Origin of the sequence: Sorangium sp. So ce363 (genome assembly GCF_051520435.1) — a bacterium.
Lineage (GTDB): Bacteria > Myxococcota_A > Polyangia > Polyangiales > Polyangiaceae > Sorangium > Sorangium cellulosum_B.
Map to the genome: position 1 here is coordinate 12309151 of NZ_CP150333.1, position 20290 is coordinate 12329440.

General features: G+C 69.0%; 14 protein-coding genes and 2 pseudogenes. 11 read left to right on the top strand and 5 right to left on the bottom strand.

Annotation, left to right across the window (positions count from 1 at the left end; translation table 11 throughout):
• The first annotated feature begins 2 nt into the window (after positions 1-2).
• Positions 3-1307 carry a DUF1552 domain-containing protein gene (locus WMF12_RS46320; RefSeq protein ID WP_437855509.1) on the top strand — a complete coding sequence of 435 codons (1305 nt, stop codon included), beginning with the start codon at positions 3-5 and terminating at the stop codon, positions 1305-1307.
• Positions 1308-1736: 429 nt separating this feature from the next.
• The gene (locus WMF12_RS46325) at positions 1737-2477 is read left to right on the top strand and encodes a hypothetical protein (protein ID WP_437855512.1); all 741 of its coding nucleotides are present in this window, start codon (positions 1737-1739) and stop codon (positions 2475-2477) included.
• A gap of 44 nt (positions 2478-2521) precedes the next feature.
• Here the strand turns inward: WMF12_RS46325 and WMF12_RS46330 are convergent, their stop codons facing one another.
• Positions 2522-3283, bottom strand: a complete 762-nt coding sequence (locus tag WMF12_RS46330; protein ID WP_437854729.1) for an ATP-binding protein — start codon at positions 3281-3283, stop codon at positions 2522-2524.
• Positions 3284-3674: 391 nt separating this feature from the next.
• Between WMF12_RS46330 and WMF12_RS46335 the strand changes: the two genes are divergently transcribed.
• The 5 genes and pseudogenes from WMF12_RS46335 (at position 3675) to WMF12_RS46355 (ending at position 8010) form a co-directional block, all read left to right on the top strand.
• Positions 3675-4874: a poly(ethylene terephthalate) hydrolase family protein gene (locus WMF12_RS46335; protein ID WP_437855519.1), complete on the top strand. Its 1200-nt coding sequence runs from the start codon at positions 3675-3677 to the stop codon at positions 4872-4874.
• Between the two features lie 142 nt (positions 4875-5016).
• On the top strand, positions 5017-5808 hold the full coding sequence (locus WMF12_RS46340; RefSeq protein WP_437855522.1) for a reverse transcriptase domain-containing protein: 792 nt from the start codon (positions 5017-5019) through the stop codon (positions 5806-5808).
• Positions 5809-5954: 146 nt separating this feature from the next.
• Positions 5955-6104 (top strand): hypothetical protein, encoded by a 150-nt coding sequence (locus tag WMF12_RS46345; protein ID WP_437855525.1) that lies wholly within the window; start codon positions 5955-5957, stop codon positions 6102-6104.
• Between the two features lie 294 nt (positions 6105-6398).
• Positions 6399-6713 (top strand): annotated as a pseudogene (locus WMF12_RS46350) (tyrosine-type recombinase/integrase); the annotation flags it as partial.
• 529 nt (positions 6714-7242) lie between these two features.
• On the top strand, positions 7243-8010 hold the full coding sequence (locus WMF12_RS46355) for a glutathione S-transferase family protein (protein WP_437855528.1): 768 nt from the start codon (positions 7243-7245) through the stop codon (positions 8008-8010).
• Between the two features lie 409 nt (positions 8011-8419).
• Here WMF12_RS46355 and WMF12_RS46360 read toward each other — a convergent pair.
• Positions 8420-8953, bottom strand: a pseudogene (locus WMF12_RS46360) (glutathione S-transferase family protein); the annotation flags it as partial.
• A gap of 1121 nt (positions 8954-10074) precedes the next feature.
• Here WMF12_RS46360 and WMF12_RS46365 point away from each other — a divergent pair.
• Both WMF12_RS46365 and WMF12_RS46370 read left to right on the top strand, forming a co-directional pair.
• The gene (locus WMF12_RS46365; protein WP_437855532.1) at positions 10075-10779 is read left to right on the top strand and encodes a transposase; all 705 of its coding nucleotides are present in this window, start codon (positions 10075-10077) and stop codon (positions 10777-10779) included.
• Positions 10780-11233: 454 nt separating this feature from the next.
• A complete protein-coding gene (locus tag WMF12_RS46370; RefSeq protein ID WP_437855541.1) occupies positions 11234-13237 on the top strand; it encodes an RCC1 domain-containing protein in 2004 nt (667 codons plus the stop codon).
• Between the two features lie 478 nt (positions 13238-13715).
• Here the strand turns inward: WMF12_RS46370 and WMF12_RS46375 are convergent, their stop codons facing one another.
• Positions 13716-14444, bottom strand: a complete 729-nt coding sequence (locus tag WMF12_RS46375) for a helix-turn-helix transcriptional regulator (protein WP_437855545.1) — start codon at positions 14442-14444, stop codon at positions 13716-13718.
• Between the two features lie 85 nt (positions 14445-14529).
• Between WMF12_RS46375 and WMF12_RS46380 the strand changes: the two genes are divergently transcribed.
• Positions 14530-15258, top strand: a complete 729-nt coding sequence (locus tag WMF12_RS46380; RefSeq protein WP_437743116.1) for a glutathione S-transferase C-terminal domain-containing protein — start codon at positions 14530-14532, stop codon at positions 15256-15258.
• Between the two features lie 64 nt (positions 15259-15322).
• Here the strand turns inward: WMF12_RS46380 and WMF12_RS46385 are convergent, their stop codons facing one another.
• The gene (locus tag WMF12_RS46385; RefSeq protein WP_437855551.1) at positions 15323-17809 is read right to left on the bottom strand and encodes a beta-propeller domain-containing protein; all 2487 of its coding nucleotides are present in this window, start codon (positions 17807-17809) and stop codon (positions 15323-15325) included.
• An 805-nt stretch (positions 17810-18614) separates the two neighbouring features.
• Between WMF12_RS46385 and WMF12_RS46390 the strand changes: the two genes are divergently transcribed.
• On the top strand, positions 18615-19457 hold the full coding sequence (locus WMF12_RS46390; RefSeq protein ID WP_437855555.1) for a Uma2 family endonuclease: 843 nt from the start codon (positions 18615-18617) through the stop codon (positions 19455-19457).
• Positions 19458-19509: 52 nt separating this feature from the next.
• Here the strand turns inward: WMF12_RS46390 and WMF12_RS46395 are convergent, their stop codons facing one another.
• On the bottom strand, positions 19510-20151 hold the full coding sequence (locus tag WMF12_RS46395) for a mannan-binding protein (RefSeq protein ID WP_437855558.1): 642 nt from the start codon (positions 20149-20151) through the stop codon (positions 19510-19512).
• Positions 20152-20290 lie beyond the last annotated feature (139 nt).

Genomic DNA, 20290 nt, shown 5'->3' on the forward strand with positions numbered 1-20290 from the left:
CCATGCGCAACGTGAAATTTTCCCGGCGTGCGATGCTTCGTGGCCTCGGCTACGGAACGATCTTTTGTTCTGGGCTGGCCGACAACCTCTACGCCCAAACCGTTCCGCGAATCACGCGCGTCGCCATGTTCGGTTACGCGAATGGCTCTCAGTATCAATCGGAGCCAACCGGGGGCGAAAGAAACTTCGTGCTCAAGCCGCACATGGCGCCGCTCGAAGCCGTGCGCGACGACATCCTTGTGTTCAAGAACCTGACGCTCGCACGCGACCCCGGTAACGCGCACCGCTCGGCGTCGTATTCGGTGTTCGGCCTCGGCGCGCCGACCAGCATCGATCAGGAATTCGCCAAGTTCCTCAAGGACACGACCCCGCTGGCATCGCTGGAGATCGCGGTCGGTCAGACGTCCGGCGACGGCGGCGTCATCCCCGGACTGTCTCAGGTCGATGGCAGGTTCATCCCCAGCGTGAGAAACCCGCTGGCTGCGTATCAGCGCATCGCCGACCGCATCAGCGGGGGCGGCATGTCCATGAGCACGCCGAGCGCTGCCGAGCAGGCACTGCTCCGCCGTCAGAGCGTGCTCGACTTCATCAAGGACGATGTCCGGTCCTTTCGCGGGCGGCTCGGGCCGGAGGAAGCCGTCAAAATGGACTTCTACCTCGAGTCGCTGCGCACGCTCGAACGCGGTGTAGGCGGCAGCATCCCCAGAGAGAGCTCGTGCAAGGAGATCGAGTCGCCGCTGCTCAGCAAGGACACCATGATGAACGACATGCCGGAGCACAGCCGGCTGTATCTCGACATCATGGCGATGGCTTTCGCCTGCAACATCACTCGCGTGGCGACCATGATGTGGGGCGGCGGTGAAAACAACGAAGCCGTCAAATTCGGTGACATCGATATCTCAGCCTGGCACTCCGTCTCACACGGCGATCCGGACGGCGCTCCGGGACAACAAATCACTCGGCTCCAGGCCTATTTTGCGGGAGAGTTCCGCTATTTCGTCGAAAAGCTGAAAGGCATTTCCGACGGCGAGTTCTCGCTGCTCGACAACACCGCAGCGGTTCTTTGCACCCAGAACGGCAGCAGCCAGTTGGGCTCCGCCCAGAACTTCGCCGAGACCGACCACCCGCCCCAACACGCTCCTTTCGTGGTTGCCGGCAGCTGTGGAGGTGCTTGGACGACCGGGCGCCTGCTCGACGCCGGCGGGCGCAATCACAACGACGTTTATGTCAGCATTGCTCGGGCGATCGGCATGGACGTGACGTCTGTCGGCCGCGCTAACTGGTGTCGAGGTCCGCTCATCGCATAGCTGGCGGCCGATCGCGGCGCGGCAACGGCAGTGCCGTGCCGCTTCGCGGGTTCCCAATCCCTTGACCGAGCCCCGCAGGCTGTGGACTGAGGGCGGCCCCCTTCCCTCTGTGCCAACATCCAACCTCACGACCGACGACGAGCGCTGATGGACATCATCGAAGCGCTCGATGACATGCACGTCCCCATCGCGCAGGCGTGTGAGCCGCGGAACATGGTTTAGCACATCACCCCACCGATCGAGTGCGAGTCCCTGCCGGGAGGCGTGCAGGGACGCCTCTTCCGCCAAAAGACGCCGTCACCCTGCTGCGACTCGTCACGCGTCCACGCCATCGTGATTCTCCGGGCCCGACGGAGCGGGAAGCGGCCCACCCAAGGAGGAGCACATGGTTTCTCTCGCACGCGACCTGAGCCTTGCGGCGCGGCGGTCATGAGCGCGGTCAGCCGCGAGCTGGTCTTGGCGCCCCGCGCGGATCAACCGTTCGGTCCCGAGCTGTTCGAGCTGCGCAGCGCGCCCATACCGCGTCCGCGCCAGGGGGAGGTGCTGGTCCGGAATCCGATCATGTCCTGTGATCACACGCAGGTCGCCTGGCTGTTCGGCGGATGCTCGTGCGCGCCTCGTATTGCTGCCGGTCAGGTCATGAGGGCGTGGTGTGCGGGCCATGTGGTGGAGTCGCGCCACCCTCGCTTTCGGCCAGGCGATCGCGTGTGGGGGACCCTTGGATGGCAGGATTACGCGCTCTCTGATGGAGAGGGCATCCTGCCTCTTCGCAAGGTGCCGGACGACATCCCGCTCGGCTGTCGGCTGGGTGTGGCCGGCATCAACGGAGTGACCGCTCACCTCGGCCTGGTCGAGACGGCTGCGATGCGCGAAAATGACACCGTGGTGGTCTCGACCGCCGCGGGCGCGACAGGCTCGGCCGCGGTCCAGATCGCGAGGATCCTCGGGGCGCATGTGGTGGCCATCGCAGGAGGGCCCGAGAAGTGCCGCTGGCTGGAAGAGGAGCTCCGCGTCGCGGACACCATCGATTACAGGAACGAAGACGTCGCCGCTCGCCTGCCTGCTGCGACTCTTCGAGGGCAAGAACATCGGCAAGCAGCTGGTGCGGCTCGAAGGCGCGGTGTTGATGATCGCGGCAATCCGCGGGGGTTCGGTGAAGTTCACCGGTGAAATCCGCGCCCGGTGTCGGTGAAGTTCACCGGTGAAGAGGCGGCTCAGTGCTTCTTGGCGCGGCGCTGCTTGATGCGGGAGGCGCTCAGCTCCTTGGCTTCCTTGAGCCGGTAGCTCTCGGCCTCGATCTCGATCACCTCGGCCCGGTGCACGAGCCGGTCGACGAGCGTGACGACGCAGGCGGCGTGCGGGAAGACCTGGCCCCAGTCGGAGAAGGCCTTGTTCGTGCTGAGCAGGATCGGCTTCTGCGCGTCGTAGCGACGAGTGACGACCTCGAACAGCAGGTCGGCGTAGCGGCCGTCGTAGGAGAGATAGCCGACTTCGTCGATGCAAAGAAGGGCGGGAACCGTGTAGCGGTGCAGCCGGCGCGCGAGCGCGGCCGAGGACTCCTGCGCGGCGAGGTCGGCGAGCATGTCGCTCGCGGTCGAGAAGCGGACCGTGTGACCGCGGATGACGGCCTGGTGGGCGACGTTCTTCAAGATCATGGTCTTGCCGACGCCGTTGGGGCCGACGAGCACGGCGTTGTGGCCGGCGGTGATGAAGCCGGGAGCGAAGAGGTCGTCGACGGCCTCGCGGTCGATTTTCTTGGGCCAGGACCAGTCGAAGTCGGCCATGGGCTTGAAGGCGGCTACGCGGGAGTTTTTGATGCGGCGTTCAAGGCTGCGCTTGTGGCGCTCGCGCTCCTCGATGGCGAGCACCTCGCGAAGCCAGGGCTTGTCGGCGAGCTCCTCCCAGCACGCGAGCAGACCAAACAGGCCGAGGCCCTTCAGGCGGGCCTTCGTCTCGGTGGGCGTTAGATCGGTCATGGCGTCGGGTCCTTCTTCAGGGCGTCGTAGGTGGCGAGCGAATGCGGCGTGACGACGAGGGCGGCGTGCTGGCCGCGCGTGACGGGGCGGCCGTTTGGACGAGCTCAGTAGTGTACAGCTATACGGTAGGATGCCTTCCGCTTGGTGCCAGTAGTGTACAGCTATACGGTAGGATGCCTTCCGCTTGGTGCGACGTCGCGGTAATCGCAGGCGTTTCACGAGTGGAAGGCCTGTCTGATCGCATAAGGCCCGTTCTGTCGATAAGCTCGTACAGTCGGACTGCACGAGCCAGGAACGGCTCCGAGAATCTTGACTTTGCGGAACGCGTTTGCTTGTCCTATCCGCCAAAGCGCTTGACGACGCTGAGCGGCTGGGCGAGGACAGAGTCACCATGAGGCGTTGGCTACTGGCTTTGGGCGTGTGCGTTTCCACCGCGGCGTGTGGTAACGGATCGAATGGGGACGCTGCCGCGAGCGGGGGCGCGGTTGGCACGGACAGCGGTGGGACGGGCAGCGGGGGCACGGCCTCCGGTGGTGCGACGGGCTCTGGGGGAACGGCCGAAAGCGGCGGCGCATCCAGCGGCGGCGCATCCAGTGGTGGGGCTGGCGGCTCGGCGTCGGGCGGCTCGAGTGGGGCCACGGGTGGCGCGGCTTCGGGCGGGCAACCGGGCAGCGGCGGCCAAGGAAATGCCGGAAGCGGCGGCACGACCGGTAGCGGCGGCTCGGTCAGTAGCTGCGTCGGCGACCCGTTCCCCACGGCCGATCCTACCAAGACGGGCCCCTTCTCGGTCACCGCAGACAAGAACGTCGGCCCCCTCGCCGGCGTCGTTCCCGATCCAATCTATGGGGACGAGCAACAGCGCTTCCACGTGTACCGCCCGAGCAATATCGCAACCAGCGGCCACTGCCATCCGATCCTGATCTGGGCCAATGGCTACCGGGACAATCCGGAGCAGAACCCGCCGAAATGCGTCGTCAACGCCGGCAGCAATCAGTGGTGCGGACAATACGGACCGATCGTCAACCATCTCGCGTCCCACGGTTTCGTCGTGGTGGCTTCTCTCAGCACCGCGACCGCCGAAGGCGATCCTCTTCCCACGACCGCGGGCCTCGATTGGATCTTGGAACAAGCCGAGGATGCGAGCAGCCCGTACTATCACGCCCTCGACACCACGAAGATCGGCCAGCTTGGCCATTCCTATGGGGGCATGTCGACTTGCAAGACGGCCTCCGATCCCCGTTTCTCGGCCCTCGGCACGATTTGCGGCACCAGTGCCCTCGAGGGAGTGCACACCCCCATGTTGTTCTTCTGCGGGGGGAACGACTCCACGGTGAAATGCAGCAGGGTCCACGATGTCTTCAAGACGGTCACCGATCAGCCCGCGTTTTTCCTCAACGAGCTCAACGCGGATCACGGTAGCTGGGTCTATCAGGGCGCAAATGGCGTGTCCCTGTCGTCGGCCGCGGCCTGGTTCCGCGTTCATCTGATGGATGACACAGCGAACAGGAACTTCTTCTACGGCGACAACTGCAAGTTCTGCACCGATGGCCGCGTGCAAGCAGAGCAGAACGCCCTGATGAAGGTCCCCTGAGCGACGGGGCCGATCTGGCTAGGCTTCACTGACTCACGAACGTCGTCACGCTCATGGCTTCGAGGGCCATCGGGAGCGTGGCGTCCGTTACGGTGACGGGAGTTCCTTCGGCCGCCTCGAGCACCGAATCGCGGACAAGAGGATGCTGCGTCTCCTCCAGAAATGGTTGAACGCAGGAGTGATAGAGGGTGAGGAGTGGACGAGAGGGGAGGAGGGTACTCCGCAAGGAGCAACGGTTTCACCATTGCTGGCGAACATCTATCTCCACTATGTCCTCGACCTATGGGTCCAGCAATGGAGGAGTCGGCATGCGCGCGGGAGCGTCATCATCACGCGTTTTGCGGACGACTTCGTCGTTGGCTTCCAGTCCCGCATGGACGCCGAGCAGTTCCTGCAAGATCTCCGCGAGAGATTGCGGAAGTTCGCGCTGGAGTTGCACCCCGACAAGACCCGCATCCTCGAGTTTGGGCGCTACGCGGCCTCCAATCGACAGGAGAAAGGTCAGGGAAAGCCGGAGAGCTTCAATTTTCTGGGTTTTACGCACATTTGCGGAAAGACTTGGATGGGGAAGTTTCTCATCGTACGGCGAACCATGCGGGAGCGGATGCGGAAGAAGCTGCACGAGGTCAAGGCCGAGTTGCAGCGGCGCCGACATCACCTCATCCCCGAGCAGGGGAAGTGGCTGCGAAGTGTAGTGCAAGGACATTTCTTGTATTACGTCGTTCCGTCCAACGGTCAATCGTTGCAGTGGTTCCGTACCCAGGTGACCCGTCACTGGCATCGTGCGCTCCGCCGCCGAAGTCAGCGTGACCGCACCACCTGGGCACGAATGCAGCGACTCGAGCAGCGCTGGATCCCCCCTGTACGCATTCTGCATCCCTGGCCAGAAGAGCGCTTCCGCGTCAGAACCCGAGGCAAGAGCCCAGTGCGGTAGTGCCGCTCGCTGGGATCCGCGCGGGGGGCGGCCCGAGCCCACAAGGTGAAGGGCCGTCCCTACCGCAATCGACGGATCGCAGCCCCTCGGAAGGCGTGGGCCCAACCCGGGCCCAAGCGTCAAGCCTCGGGCCTGGGGAGCTCGCCGTGACCGGGCCGTCGCCTCGGGCTGCGGTGGTCGCCTCGCTTGCCAGCACCCTGAGCCGCGCCGTCGCCCTCGGGGATGAGGTGGCGGCCCGGGTCGTTCACGGGGCGATCGGTCGGCTGCTCGGGCTGCCGGTGGCACCGGAGGCGTGAGCAAGCTTGGACCGAACGTCGAGCCCGCCGCTCGCGTCAACTCGCTGCCGGAGCCTTGCCCCTCGCCAGCGCCCGCAGGCTCTGCTGAGAACGCCCGCGCGTGGTGGTTGCGTGCCGGTAGGCATTCACCGGTCGGGCTGGTTGATCCAGAGCATTACAACGGAACATGTTTGCTTGCTCGCATGAGTTCGCGCTCACGCAGCCTGGGCGGGGTGGGTTCGCCCGAACCCCTGACGGCCGCCATGGCGGAATTGGCGCCCGCAAAACCGGAGGCCGCCGCCGATCCCCAACAGGGTCTTCCCCGCGACGCGGCCCTATCGCGACAGGGAGACAGGTCAGCTCAGGCGGCATCATCTGCACGAGACGGTGCTCCAGCGCGCGGTGCGAGAGGCCGCCCTCGCCGCCGGTCTATCGAGGCGCGCGAGCTGCCACACCCTGCGTCACTCCTTCGCCACGCACCTGCTGGAAGCCGGCTACGATATCCGCACCATCCAGGAGCTCCTCGGCCACCGCGACGTGAGCACGACGATGATCTACACCCACGTGCTGAACCGCGGCGGCCTGGCCGTCCGCAGCCCCCTCGACGGCCCCTTCGGTCCGAGGTTGTGAGCGGACCGGGTTGTGTCCGGCAACATCCCGATGAGGCGGCCGTGCCGTGTCACCCAGGCGCGACGCGGCGCGGCGCGTCCGCCGCGCCCGCTCCACGCGCCCCCGACCCCCGGAAAGGCGGCGATTGCCGCCGGGTTAGACGGATCTACCCTACGGCGCTGGACAGCATTGGGGCCTCGCGGCGCAGAGCCGATCCGTGAGACTCTCCGTGGGGGAGGTCACAAAAGGCGACGAGCTAGACAGACCTGGTCCGGCGGCTTCAGTTGACCAATCGACTGATAGTTCGGTGGACATGGGAGACGTGGACTCTGTGAGCCGCCCTCCAGAGGATCGAGCCTCCATGTACGCTTACCTCTTCGTAACGCCCGTCCTCGACGGGAACGTGACGTCGTCGGAGGGGGTCACTGGCGGAGCTTCTTCAGCCGATTCGCCCTCTCCGACGGGCGAGACGTCGCGAAGCTCGCTCCCGACGACACGGGCCCGTGAGGTTGCTGGACGGGCACGGGCTTTTTCTGTTCCCTGAGGGACCATGCGAACGCTGATCGCCGAACACTTCGCTCCCTGGTCCGAGAAAGCTCGCTGGGCGCTGGACCACCATGGCCTCGCGTACAGCTACCGCGAGCACGTGCCGCTGCTCGGTGAGCTGCTGCTGCGACTGCGCACGCGACGACCGACCGGCAGGGTCAGCACCCCGGCGCTGGTCACGCCGCACGGCGTGCTGACCGATTCGTTCGCCATCGCGCGGCATGCGGACCAGATCGGCCGCGGACCGACGCTCTTTCCGCCCGACCACGACGCGGCGATCACCGCGTGGAACGCCCGTAGCGAGACGGCGCTCGCGGCTGGCCGCGCGCTCTACCTCGAGCGGCTCACGCACGACCGCGCCGCCAAGGTCGAGATGCAGCCGCCGTTTCTTCCCGCACCCGTGCGACGCGCGTCGGTTCCGGCAGCGGACCTGGCGATCGTGTTTCTCCGGCGGAAGTACGGGATCGACGCCGCCGCCCTCGCCGTCGCGGACGCGACGCTCGCGCGCGAGCTCGACGGGCTGCGGGAAGCCCTCGCCGGTGACCGCGCGTACCTGCTCGGCGAGGGCCTGACGTACGCCGACATGGCGATGGCCGTGACGTTGCAGTTCGTCGCGCCGGTCGATACCCGGTACATCGCTCTGAGCCCGGCGGCGCGCGCGCCATGGCGGCACGCAGCGCTTGCGGAACGCTACGCTGATCTCGTGGCCTGGCGCGACGCGCTTTACGACCGTCACCGGCGGGCGCGCCCCGCACCGGCCGGTGCTCGATAGCGGCCTGACCGATGCGCAGGCGACTGACGCGGAAGAATCGAAGAGGAGCGCCGCTCTCCCTGCCGAGAGTGGCTGGATGATCCCCCAATGGGATCTTGCGCGCTATCTGATGGGAAGAGCCGCCGAACTTGGCGCTGGTGCTGACGGGCGCTGCGCGCCCGCGGCACACTGCTACGTTAGACCGACTGGTGGCCGCCCTGTCCAGGAATCGCGGCGGCTGGTGCGCGTTGTTCTTAACTCCTCGCGCTGCCTGCGCTGCCCTGTCGTGACGAGAACTTACGCTCTCGCGGATGTCGTCGACGCTCACGCCGAGTCGCTCGGCGTAGAGGCCAAGGGTGCGCTGCCACGCCGGGCGGGCCTGACAGCGCTCGTAGTAGGCCTTGAGCCTCGGGAAGGGCTCCATCAGGTCGGTCTTGCGGATGCTGCGCAGGACGCCGGCCATCATGATGTCGGCCGCCGTGAAATCGGCGCAGGCGATCCACTCGCGGTCCTCAAGGCGGCGCTCGACGTCGCCGAGCCAGCGGCGGGCGAGCTTGGGCACCTCCGCGTGGAGCTTGTGTGCGGCCTTGCCGCTGTCGAATATCCCGATCAGGTCGATGCACACCAGGGTCGGCTCGACGGTGCTGACCGCGGCGAAGCACCACTGGACGACGCGGGTGCGGCCCTGGACGTCGCCCGGGATCAGCTTGCCGGCCTTCTCCGCCAGGTAGAGCACCACCGCGGCAGATTCGGCCACCACGAAGCCGTCGTCGTCGATGACCGGCGCCTGGTGGAAGGGGCTGATGCGGCCGTAGGCGTCGCTGTCGAGCTCGCCGGCGGTGTGGTCGAGCGCGTGGACTCGATACGGCAGCCCGGTCTCCTCGAGCGCCCACTGCGCCCGGAGGTCTTTCGTCTCGCCGACCCCCTCGGGAAAGATACTTCCGAAGCCATAGAGCGTGATCATGTCGTCCTCCGATCGGTGGCCGGATCCACCGGCCCACTCCGGAGCCTGCTATGCCGCGGACGGCGGCGCGAGTTCCAGCGCCAGACCGCGCGCGAGAGCCTCCATCTTCGTCAAGCGGCTCCGAGCACCGCGGTGCCAAAGTCGTTCGGATGATCGGTCAACTCGCCCTACACGAAGCGGCTTCAGTTGAGATCGCTCGGATGCCCTGGGCTGCCGGGCTGCGCGACACCGCAGCTCGAGGTGGGCTAATCTGACGCGCCGCTCGGACGGCGGAAGAGCTTACTCGCCCTGCGCGGAAGGCTTGCGAAATCGTGGCGGAGTTCCCGCAGCAGCAGTTTCACAAGTGCATCGCATGCCTTGCAGTGGATCCCGATGGGCACGTGCGCAAGCAGCTCGACGAGCGCTTGAGGCAATCGAACGAGCGGTCTAACTCGGCCGTTGAAGCTGACGTGGCCCTCGCTGCGCTCGGGACCACGCAGCTTAACGCCAGTCGTTGGGCCGTTGGGCCGGCAGAGTGCGGGCACGCAGGCACGATCCCGACACAGGCGGCAGCGCATCGAAGGGCCCGGCAACGGGGCGGCGAGCGAAGGAGAATCGTTCGGCGCTGCGCCGCCGGGCCAGGCGCCGACCCCGATCGGTGATGCCGCGAGCCCTTCACCGCGGGCGACGCGGTGGCGGAGGGCGCCCCGTTGGGCCACACCGGAGCCGCCCTCGGCGGCGAAACAGGTGGAAACCATGAAAAACCGCCACTGTTTCCGGCGACCGCTCGTCATCGACCGGTTTTTCTGGCGGGACAATTCCGCGGGGGCGAACCGTCGCGAACAGTCGCATCCGCGGGGATTTTGGGAGGGCGCGACGACGGATCGCAGCCCCTCGGAAGGCGTGGGCCCAACCCGGGCCCAATTGTCAAGCCCCGGGCCTGGGGAGCTCGCCGTGACCGATCCATCGCGTCGGGCGGCCGTGGTCGCCTCGCTCGCCAGCACCCTGAGCCGCGCCGTCGCCCTCGGGGATGAGGTAGCGGCCCGGGTCGTTCACGAAGCGATCGGTCGGCTGCTTGGGCTGCCGGTAGCACCGCGCGCCGAGGCGCGTGCGGCGCGGTCAAGAGCTGCGCGGTGCCCGTCGTGCAACGCACGTCCGGCGACATGCGGCTCAATCCGCATCTGCACGTGGTCTTCCTCGACGGGGCTTATCACGAAGACGGCACCGAGCTCGTGTGGAACGAGCTCGGTCACCTGCGAACGCGCGAGGTCGGTCAGGTCCTAGAGCACGCCGTCGGGCGGATGCTCCGTTACCTCCGGCGGCACGGGCATCTCGAGATCGAGCACGACGTCGAGGAGGACGACGAGCCCGAGGCCGTGCTCTGTGCCTCCGCCGTCTCGGGACGAGAGCCGCCCGCCGGCCCGCAATGGCTCCGCGGGCTCTCGCCGTCTTCTCCGAGCGCGCTCGCGTACGACAAGCCGCTGTGCGCTGCGCTCGATGGCTTTACCTTGCACGCAGCGACGCGCGCGGGTGCGCACCATGCCGCGGCGAGGGAGGCGCTGCTGCGTTACGTGCTGCGACCCCCGATCGCAAACGAGCGCGTCGAGCCGCAGCAGGACGGCCTGGTGCGGCTGTCGCTCAAGGGCGCCTTCGCTGACGGGACTGTCGCGGTGGACATGGATCCGCTCTCGCTCTTGTGCCGCCTCGCGGCCAGCGTCCCGCCGCCGCGCTTTCAGACCGTCAAGTACGCGGGCGTGCTCGCGTCGGCGAGTCGCCCACGTTGGCGCGCAAGCGCATCGGACCGCGCCCGGTCGCGCGTCGAGACCCTCTTCTCGAGGATCTCGTAGCCGCAGAGCAGGACGTAGAGCCTGGAGACCTCGGTGCTCATGACCCGAGCGGCGGCGAGAGGCGGGCGGCCTCGGGGGACAGATCGATGCTCACCATCATGTTCGGCTCAATCGTAGAAGGGATCGGGGAGGTGGTCGAACCTCCTCGAGGAGGTGGAGAGATGGCGGACCTCCTCGGAGAGATGGCTGCACCTCCTCGGAGAGATGGCCGGACCTCCTCGGGGAGATGGCTGCACGTCCTCGGAGAGATAGCCGCACCTCCTCGGAGGGATGGTTGCACCTCCTCGGGGAGATGGCGGATTGGTCCGAGTCTGCTCAAGTTGAGCAGACTCGGCGCAAGCAACACCTTGCTTGCCGGGCATTTTCCCCGGGATCTCACGCCTGTCCAGGAGGCCTCGAGCGCTGGCTCCCGTCTTGCTCTGTCCGCGCCCACCTGAACGGAGAGCGGAAATTCATGCGAACGCTGAAGATCCCGGCGGTGATGCTCGGCACCTGGCTGGCCGCGGCCAGCGCGGGTTGCGAGAACAGCGCCGAGGAGCCGAAGCCGGGGCCCACGGGCTCCAGCACCACGACGAGCAGCGGCGGTCACGGCGGCGAGGGCCAGGGCGGCGAGGGCGGCCAGGGCGGCGACGGCGCCGGGGGCGCGGGGCAGGGCGGCGACGGCGGGCAGGGCGGCGACGGCGGGCAGGGCGGCGACGGCGCCGGCGGGCAGGGCGGCGCGGGGGGGCAGGGCGGCGATGGGGCCGGCGGGCATGGCGGGGGAGAGCCCAGCACGTTCTGCCAGCCCGGCGCCCTGGCGTCTTGCTACACCGGCCCGGCCGGCACCCAGGGCGTGGGCGCCTGCGCGGCGGGCTTCATGATCTGCGACGCGCTGGGCTCGGGCTATGGCCCGTGCACCGGCGAGGTCCTGCCCTCGGCCGAGGCGTGCGGCACGATCACCGACGACGATTGCGACGGGCAGGTCAACGAGGAGGACGCGGGGTGCGCCTGCGTCCCGGGATCGGCGCAGCCTTGTTATGGCGGCCCCGCGGGCACCGAGGGCGTGGGCGCCTGCCACGCGGGCACGCAGACCTGCAACGCGCTGGGGACGGGCTACGAGGCCTGCACGGGCGAGGTGCTGCCCTCGGTCGAGACGTGCACGAGCGCCGCGGACGACGATTGCGACGGGCAGGCCAACGAGGAGGGCGCGGGGTGCGTCTGCGTCCCGGGGTCGACCGTGCCGTGCTACCAGGGCCCCGCGGGGACCGAGGGCGTGGGCGTCTGCCACGCGGGCGTGCGCACCTGCAACGCGCAGGGCACGGGCTATGGCTGGTGCACCGGCCAGAGGGTGCCCGACGAGGTGGAGTGGTGCGCGAGCCCCCAGGACGAGAACTGCGACGGGCTGGTGAACCCCGCCTGCGCGCCGGTGACGCTGGCGGCGGGGAGCGCGCACTCGCTCGCGGTGCGCTCCGACGGCACGATCTGGGGCTGGGGCGACAACGGCGATTACCAGGTCAGCGTCTACCAGAACGCCGGGGTCTATGGAGATCCGTTCTTCGTCCAGGAGCTGAGCGGCGTGACCGACGTCGCCGCGGGTTACGGGCACTCGCTGGCCCTGCTCGCGGACGGCACCGTCCGGGCCTGGGGCACCAACTACGGCGGCCAGCTCGGGACCACCACGACCATCCCCGATCTCGTCGTGGTGCCCGGCCTCGACCAGGTGATCGACGTGGCGGCGGGGCGATATCACTCGATGGCGCTGCGGTCGGACGGCACGGTCTGGACCTGGGGCGATAGCTCCTCCGGCCAGCTCGGGGACGGCACCGTCGGCTGGCGCGCGACCCCGGCGCCCGTGCCCGGCCTGAGCAACGTCGTCGCCATCGCGGCGGGCGACATCCACGCGCTGGCCGTGCTCGCCGACGGCACGGTGTGGGCCTGGGGCGAGGGATCGCAGGGGCAGCTCGGCGACGGCGCGTCGGCCGACAGCGCGGTCCCGGTGCAGGTCTCGGGGCTCGACGGGGCGATCGCGGTGGCCGCGGGGACCTGGCACTCGCTGGCGCTGCGCTCGGACGGCACCGTGCGGGCCTGGGGCGAGGGGTCCGAGGGCCAGCTCGGGCAGGGCGTGGCGGCCGACAACGCGGTGCCGGTGCCCGTCGCGGGGCTCGACGCGGTGACCGCGATCGCCGCGGGGATGGGGCACTCGCTGGCGCTGCGGTCGGACGGCACCGCCCGGGCCTGGGGGAGCAACGGCAGCGGGCAGCTCGGCAACCCGGGCTATTCGTGGTCGCAGCCGCATCCCACCCCGGTGCCCGTGCTCCTCGACCAGATCACCGCCATCGCCGCGGGCGACATGTACGCGCTGGCGCTGCGCGCCGACGGGACCCGCTGGGCCTGGGGCGACAACGACAGCGGGCAGCTCGGCTACCACGATGTAGGATCGTCCGTCGGGGTCCCGGTGGAGGTGTGGCCGCACTGGTGAGCGCGGTGTTGCCGAGCCAGCTCATTGATGGCCATGAAGACCGCTTGGATGATCGCCATCATTGCGCGGCTGCACGCCCACCACGGACGCGATGGGGCGGGCGTACTCGGGCGCGTCAAGGGTGCGCTACCTGCCGGTCGCCGCTACGCGCCCTTGGTCCGCCCTGCGTGCGCGCGCTGGGTCGCGCCCCGGGTGATGGGCATACGGATGCCACCGGAGGGGGTTCCAGGCTCCGGATGGCAGCAAGAAGTCGGCTCACAAGGTGCCGCAAAACGCCCATCTATGGGTTGCTGTACGGTGGGACCGGTGATGCCGCGAGCCCTTCACCGCGGGCGACGCGGCGGCGCAGAGCGCCCCGTTGGGCCACACCGGAGCCGCCCTCGGCGGCGAAGCAGGCGGAAGCGATGAGAATCGCTGCTGTTTCCAGCGACCACTCGCTATCGACCGGTTTCTCTGGCGGGATTGCTGACACGCCGATCTAGCGATCCCTGGTCGACGTCGCGCCCGCGCGCTCTCGCAGCTCCTTACGCGCGCGCATCGTCGCGCGCCACCGCGCGCGGAGGGCGCTCGGCTTCTCGGCGTAGCGCTCGTCGAGGAACCTGGCGCCTGTCACGCGGTCCGTGCGGAAGTGGCGGAAGTCCTGGCGGAGCTCGCACCACGCCGCGAGGAGCCGCGTCGACTCGAGATAGCCCACGATCACGGGCCATACGACGCGCTCGCTCTCGCTCCCCGTCTCGTCGCGGTAGCGAAGCGCGATCTTCGTGCCGGCGCGGATCGACGCCCGCACCTCGGCCAGGTTGAGCGTGTCGGGCGCCTGGACCCCCCCGACCGGCGCGCCCGTCGCCGGCTCGAACACGAAGGGCCGCAGCCGCTCGGGGACCGCCGCGGCGATCTTCGCGATGAGGTCCTTCGCCGCCCGCTGCAGGGCGACGTCCCCGCGCTGGGCGACCCACTGCGCGCCGAGGACCGCGACCTCGATCTCGTCGGGCGTCAGCATCAGCGGCGGCATGTCGAAGCCGCGATCGAGCACGTACCCCGTGCCGGCCTCGCCGCGGATCGGGACGCGCTGGGCCAGGAGGTCCGCGACGTCGCGGTACACGGTGCGCTTCGACGTCTCGAGCTCCTCGGCGAGCGCCGCCGCCGTGATCGGCGCCCGCTGCCGGCGCAGGATCTGCAGGATCTGGAACAGGCGATCGGCGCGTCGCACGGGGATGCTGACACCAGGTTGTCAGCAGGGCGGGGCTACATCAAGCGCTGTCCACGGCGCACCCACAACCGCTCGGAGATTGCACATGATCACGCTCCACAGCTTCGGCCCCATGTTCGGCTTGCCGGAGGCCAGCCCCTACGTCACCAAGACCGAGGTCCAGCTCAAGCTGCTGGGCCTGCCCTACACGAAGGAGCGCGCGCGGCCCGATCAGTCGCCGAAGGGGCAGCTCCCCTTCATCGACGAGGGTGGCGCGCGCATCGCCGACTCGCACTTCATCCGCGAGCACCTCGAGAAGAAGCACGGCAAGGATCTCGACGCCGGCCTCGACGCCCGGCAGCGCGCCGAGGCGTGGGCCATCGAGCGCATGATCGAGAACCAGCTCGCCGCGGCCTCGGGCTGCGCGCGCTGGCTCATCCCGGAGAACTTCGCGAAGGGCCCGGCGAATTTCGTCAACGGCGCGCCGGAGGAGGTGCGACCGAAGCTGCGCGAGGAGCTCCTCGCGCGCGTCCGCGAGAACTTCCGCGCGATGGGCATCGGGCGGCACTCGGACGAGGAGATCGTCGAGCTCGGCGCGCGCTCGCTCTCCGCGCTCTCCGTGCTGCTCGGGGACAAGCCGTACCTCTTCGGAGCGCGCCCGGCGGGCGTCGACGCGACGGCGTTCGCGGTGCTGGCGGGCCTCCTCACGCCGTTCTTCGACTCGCCGCTGCGGCGCAGGGCCGAGGGGTTCGCGAACCTCACCGCGTACACCGCGCGGCTCATGAAGGAGTTTTACCCGGATCACCCGTGGGAGGCGGCGCGGCCGGGCGCCTGAGCGGCGCAGCGCCGCCGGCCCGGACGGGGCGGCGGCGCTGCGGCCGATCGCGGCCTGTTTGGCGCTACTCCTCGGGGGTGGGCGCCGGCTCGGGCGCCGGCGCGGGCTCCGCGACGCCGCCGTCGACGCCGGCGCACGCGTACCCGACCGAGTCCGGGGTGGGCAGGGGCAGCGACGCCACCGGCGTCGCGAGGTCGTCGAGCGCGTTCACGAGCACGCCGCCCTGGGAGTACGAGTAGACGTAGTCCTCGATGAACAGGCCGCGCTGCACGGCGGCCCCGCCGTAGGTGCACCCCGACGGCACGCTGCTGAAGAAGCCGCTGTGGTCGACAGCGCCGAGCCGGCTGAACCCGTCCTCGATATCGACGTTGAACAGCTCCAGCGTGCTCGACATCGCGCCGGTCTGCCCGTCGAAGCTCACGAGCGGGAAGGCGAGCACGCCGAGCTCGCCGTAGTACGTGAACGCCTTGTGGTTGTACTCGGCCTCGGAGTGCATGTACTCCGCCCCGTCGAGCGCCTCCTTGTGCAGGAGCGCGGGCGCCGACGCGTTCGTGACGTCGAAGATCTGGAGAGCAAGGCCGGTCACCGTGCCGTCCTCCTCGCCGTCCCTGCCGATCGTCAGGAGGTGCCCGTCGTCGAGCGGGTGCATGTACTCGCTGAAGCCGGGGATCTTGAGCTCACCCGCGACGGAGGGGGACGCCGGGTCCGCGAGATCGATCACGAACAGCGGATCGACCCGGCGGAACGTCACGACATAGCCGCGATCCCCGACGAACCGGGTGGACTGGATGGTCTCGCCGGGGGCCAGGTCGGTGACGGCGCCGATCTTCTCGAGATCGGTCCCTTGCGCCTCGAGGACGAACACGTTGTTGCTGGTCGTCCACCTGGGCTCCGCCGGCACTTGCGAGGTCGTCGAGACGCGGAGCTTGCCGTTGTGCTCATCGAGCGAGAACTGGTTGATGATGTGGCCGGGCACCGAGCCTGACGCCACGTACCCGGGCTGGCTCGGGTCGGCGATCAGATCGAACTTGTGCAGATGGGTGAGGTTCGTGCCGACGAACATCTCGCCGGGCGCCGCCTGCTCCTGCCAGGAGCGCGCGGCGACGTAGAGCGCGTCGTGGCTCGCGTACACGGTGTCGGTCGCGCCGACGATCGAGGTCGACTCCGGCGCCGCGGCGAGGTCGGCGAGGTCGAGCGACTCGATCTGCGTCAGGCCGTACGACGTCGTGCCGGCGTCCGGAACATAGAAGTCCGAGCAGCTCGCGTCGAGCAGCGTGACCGCCTCTCCCTGCTTCTCGAAGCGGTACGGCAGCCACGTCGAGAGCGGCGCGTCCTCGATGATCGCCGCGTTCTCGGTGCGGAGCTGCTCGAACGCCGCGGTCCACGCCTCGGCGGTCTCGGGGTACTCGGTCAGGCCTGACGGCCAGTAGCGGAGCGCGGGGCCGTGGGCGCCGCCGGTCAGCACCGTGCGCACGTTCGGGCCGGTGCGCCGCGCCGAGCTGTAGCCTCCCTCGAAGTAGACCTCCTTGACCACGCTGGGGGCGCCGCCGGCGAGGCTCAGGACGGTGATCTTCGTGAGCGGCTCCCAGACGCCGCCCGAGCCCGGCACGTCGATGCTCGGCTCGTCGGGCGCCGGCTCATTGGCCCCGTCGCCGTCCGGAGGCGGGGGCGCCGGCGCTTCGCCGCCGGACGGCGCCTCGGCGTCGGAGGGCGTGTCGTCCTCCGACGGCGTATCACCGCCGGACGGCGGCTCGGTGTTGTCCGGCGGCAGCGGCTTCGCGTCTCCGCCGTCGGCGGGGGTCCCCGGCGCGCCGCTCGGCGCGCTGGGGTCTCCTGGCGTCGGCGCGACGCCGCCGCCGCCGATCATGGTGTCGATGAGCAGGTAGTCGTAGTACCCCGGCCGCGGCGTGACGCCTGCCTGCTCGTAGATCGCGGCCCCGTTGACCGACGAATAGACGACGACCTTGTCGCCTGCCACGAACATCTCGAGGGGCGAGCCCTCGATCGCGAGCGAGCTGCCCACCGCGAGCGACGACGCCGGCCACGCCGTCAGGGTGTAGAAGCTCTGGCCGTGGAGCACGTAGATGTTGTTGCCGTCGGTCTTGATGATATCCGCCTCATCGACGCCGGCGACCTGGGTGTTCGTCTCGGAGTGGGCAGGGTCGGCGCCGCTGCCGCTGTCCTCCCCTGAGGTCTCCTGGCTGGTTCCCCCGTCGTCTGCTGTGGGCGGCACCGGGGCGGGCGTGTCCGTGGGATCCTCGGCCCCTCCGGGGACGCCGACGCTGCCGTTGTCGACGCCGCCAACGGCGGCGCCGCGGGGGTAGCCGTACGCCGAGTAGCTCGCGATCGTGGCGTCGATCTGGGCGTTCATCTTGGCGAGCGCGTCCTGCTTCAGCAGCGCTTCGAGGTCGTCGCAGGACTGAGCCCGGTGGAGCGCCGCCCGCTGAGAGTCGACAGGCTCGCCAGGCGTTGATGCCGTCTCGCATCCGACGGCGAGGAGGCCTGTTGCCAGGAGGAGCCAGAGGGAGGAATGGGTGCGGTGGGTTCGCATGGTGTCTGCTGCGTTCGCAAGGCCCGCGCCAGCCGCCCGCTCGCTCGATTCACCGCGCTTCGCTCGCGCGCCGCGCCTGTCGCGCCGCGGAGAGCACGACATGCAAGCACTGGCCGCAGGCCGCTTGGCACACGTGTGCCAGACGGATGGCAGGACTGTTGGTTTCCGTCAGTGCGGGATGATGCCGACGTTCATGGGACCCGGAAGCACACCTTGTGGGGTGTGCTCTCTGAAACGTCCCTTGAATTCCGAGAAAATGGAACAGGGAGGCGAGGAGACGGGGAGAACAATCCACTGATCTCCCTGTCTCCCCGTCTCCCTGTTCAAATCCCCGCTATCGATGCCAATAAGACGAGGTCTTGCCGTCGACGGTGGTGGCCTCGGGTGACCATTGAGGTCAGCTGTCGTGGATCCGTGCGACTGGCCATCTCAGACGCTGCCCTCGTCTCGGCCACAGGAGGTGACGAAGATCCGGTCTCCGTCGGAGAAATGCGCGGGTGACATCTTGGGTGGCCCGAGCCAGACCATGGTTCATGGTGTCCGAGCCGCCGGACGAACCCTGGGCAAGGACGATCCTCGCGCCGGGCCTCGGGGTGCACCAGCAGCGGATCGCGAGATCGCTCTGCGCGAGGCTGCCGCCGTTGCCGATGTGAAGAAAGGTTCGAGCGGGTAGGAGGGCATGGCCCCATGTCCCTGTCAAGCGTCCGGCAGGGGCACGTCGCGTGGCTTTGTTGCCGCGGTTGCGTCGGTTGTGTCCGTTGTCTCTGCTGCCCCGCGGGGCCTGTCGGGGTGCTAGTTTCCTCGCGTGGCATCGCCGAATCGCATCGGGTTCCCCCTTACCCCTCGGCGTTCTCCCCGCGCGCTCGTGCTCCGCGATCTGTCGCCGGAGGAGGCCGGCGCCGCGATCGACTGGTCCGGCTGGTATCTGCCCGATGACGCGGAGCGCCCTGACAAGGCCGAGCGGTCCGAGGTCGTCCGCCTGCTGCTGTCGGTGATCGCGCAGCTCGCGCGCGAGCGTGGCTGGGCCGACTTGTACGCTGGTACCGGGCATCTCTTCGCGTGGGTGCGGTGCGAGCCGTTCGTGCGCGTCCTGCCGGACCTCTACGTCCTCGATCATCGCCCGTTGCCGCCCATCCCGCGGCAGTGGCAGACCTGGCTGCCGGGCCATCGTCCGCCGCGGTTCGCGCTGGAGGTGGTCGCGGGCGACTGGCGCCGTGCTTACGACGACGCGCCGGCGAAGTACTGGCAGCTCGGCTGTCCCGAGCTCCTGCTCTTCGATCCCGAGGCGGCTGCCGCCCTCGCGCCGCTCGCGGAGGAGCGGGTGCCTCTCCAGCTGTACCGGCGGGACGCGGACGGCACCTACCTGCGGGTCCACGGGAGCGGCGATCCCGTCTGGATCGAGGCGCTCGACGCGCACCTCGTCGTGTTGAAGGACGGCCCGCACCCGACGTTGCGCGTCGCGCGGAGCTCCCGCGCGACGGATCTCGTGCCGGCCGAGGAGGAGGCCCTCCGCGCCGAGGGCGAGGCGCGCGCCCTGGAGCAGCGCGCCCGCGTCGCGGAGCAGCGCGCCCGCGCCGCCGCCGAGGCGCGGGTCCGCGAGCTCGAGGCGCGGGTGCGCGACCTGGAGGCCCGCGTGACCCGGAGGTGAGCGCGGTGCGCCGGTGGATGGGTGCGCAGCCGCCGAGCGGGTCGTCGTGACGTCAGGGCGTGCAAGCGCATCCGCAGACGGACATCTGGCCCGAGACGCTCGTGCTCCACTGCCCATTCCAGGCGCGGCTCGTGCCGCAGGCGGCCGGGCACTTGCTCGGGGCGTCGGCGTTGCTCCAGATGGGCCCGGCCTCGAGCGACACCGTGGCCGGCGGGGTGAATGCGCACTCGCAGACGGACATCTGGCCCGGGACGGTCGTCCACCATTGCCCGTTCCACTTCGTCGCGCTGCTGTACGCGGCGCAGGTGTTCGGACACTGCGTCTGAGCGTGGGTGTTGCTCCAGATGGGGCCGGCCTGCACGACGGCGGCAGGGCGCGGGCTGCATTCGCAGACCGACATCGCGCCCGGAACGGTGGTCCACCACTGCCCGTTCCAGTTCATGTTCTGGGCGTTGCAGACGTTCGGGCATTTGGTCTGGGCATCGCTGGTGTTCCAGATGGGCCCGGCCTCCAGCGCGAGGTTCTTGGCGACGCACGCAGGGCCGAGCGCCTGCGACGCCTCCTCGACGGTCTCCTCGTCCGCAAACGCCTGCTCGGAGTCGCCTTCCACCATCGGTACGCTGCAACCCGCGATGAGCATGATGCCGAGCGCGCTGGAGGTGAAGAGTCCGGAGAGAATGTGTTTCGTGTTCATGGTCGGCTCCTGGAGTGGTCGGTCCGGTGGATGTCTTGGGTCGCGATGTTCGCCGCCCGTCAGCTTCTGGTTTCGGTTGTTTGCAGCGTGCGTGCCACCAGGGCGCGCTCTCCTCGGAAGCGCCAGGCCCTCTATGTCA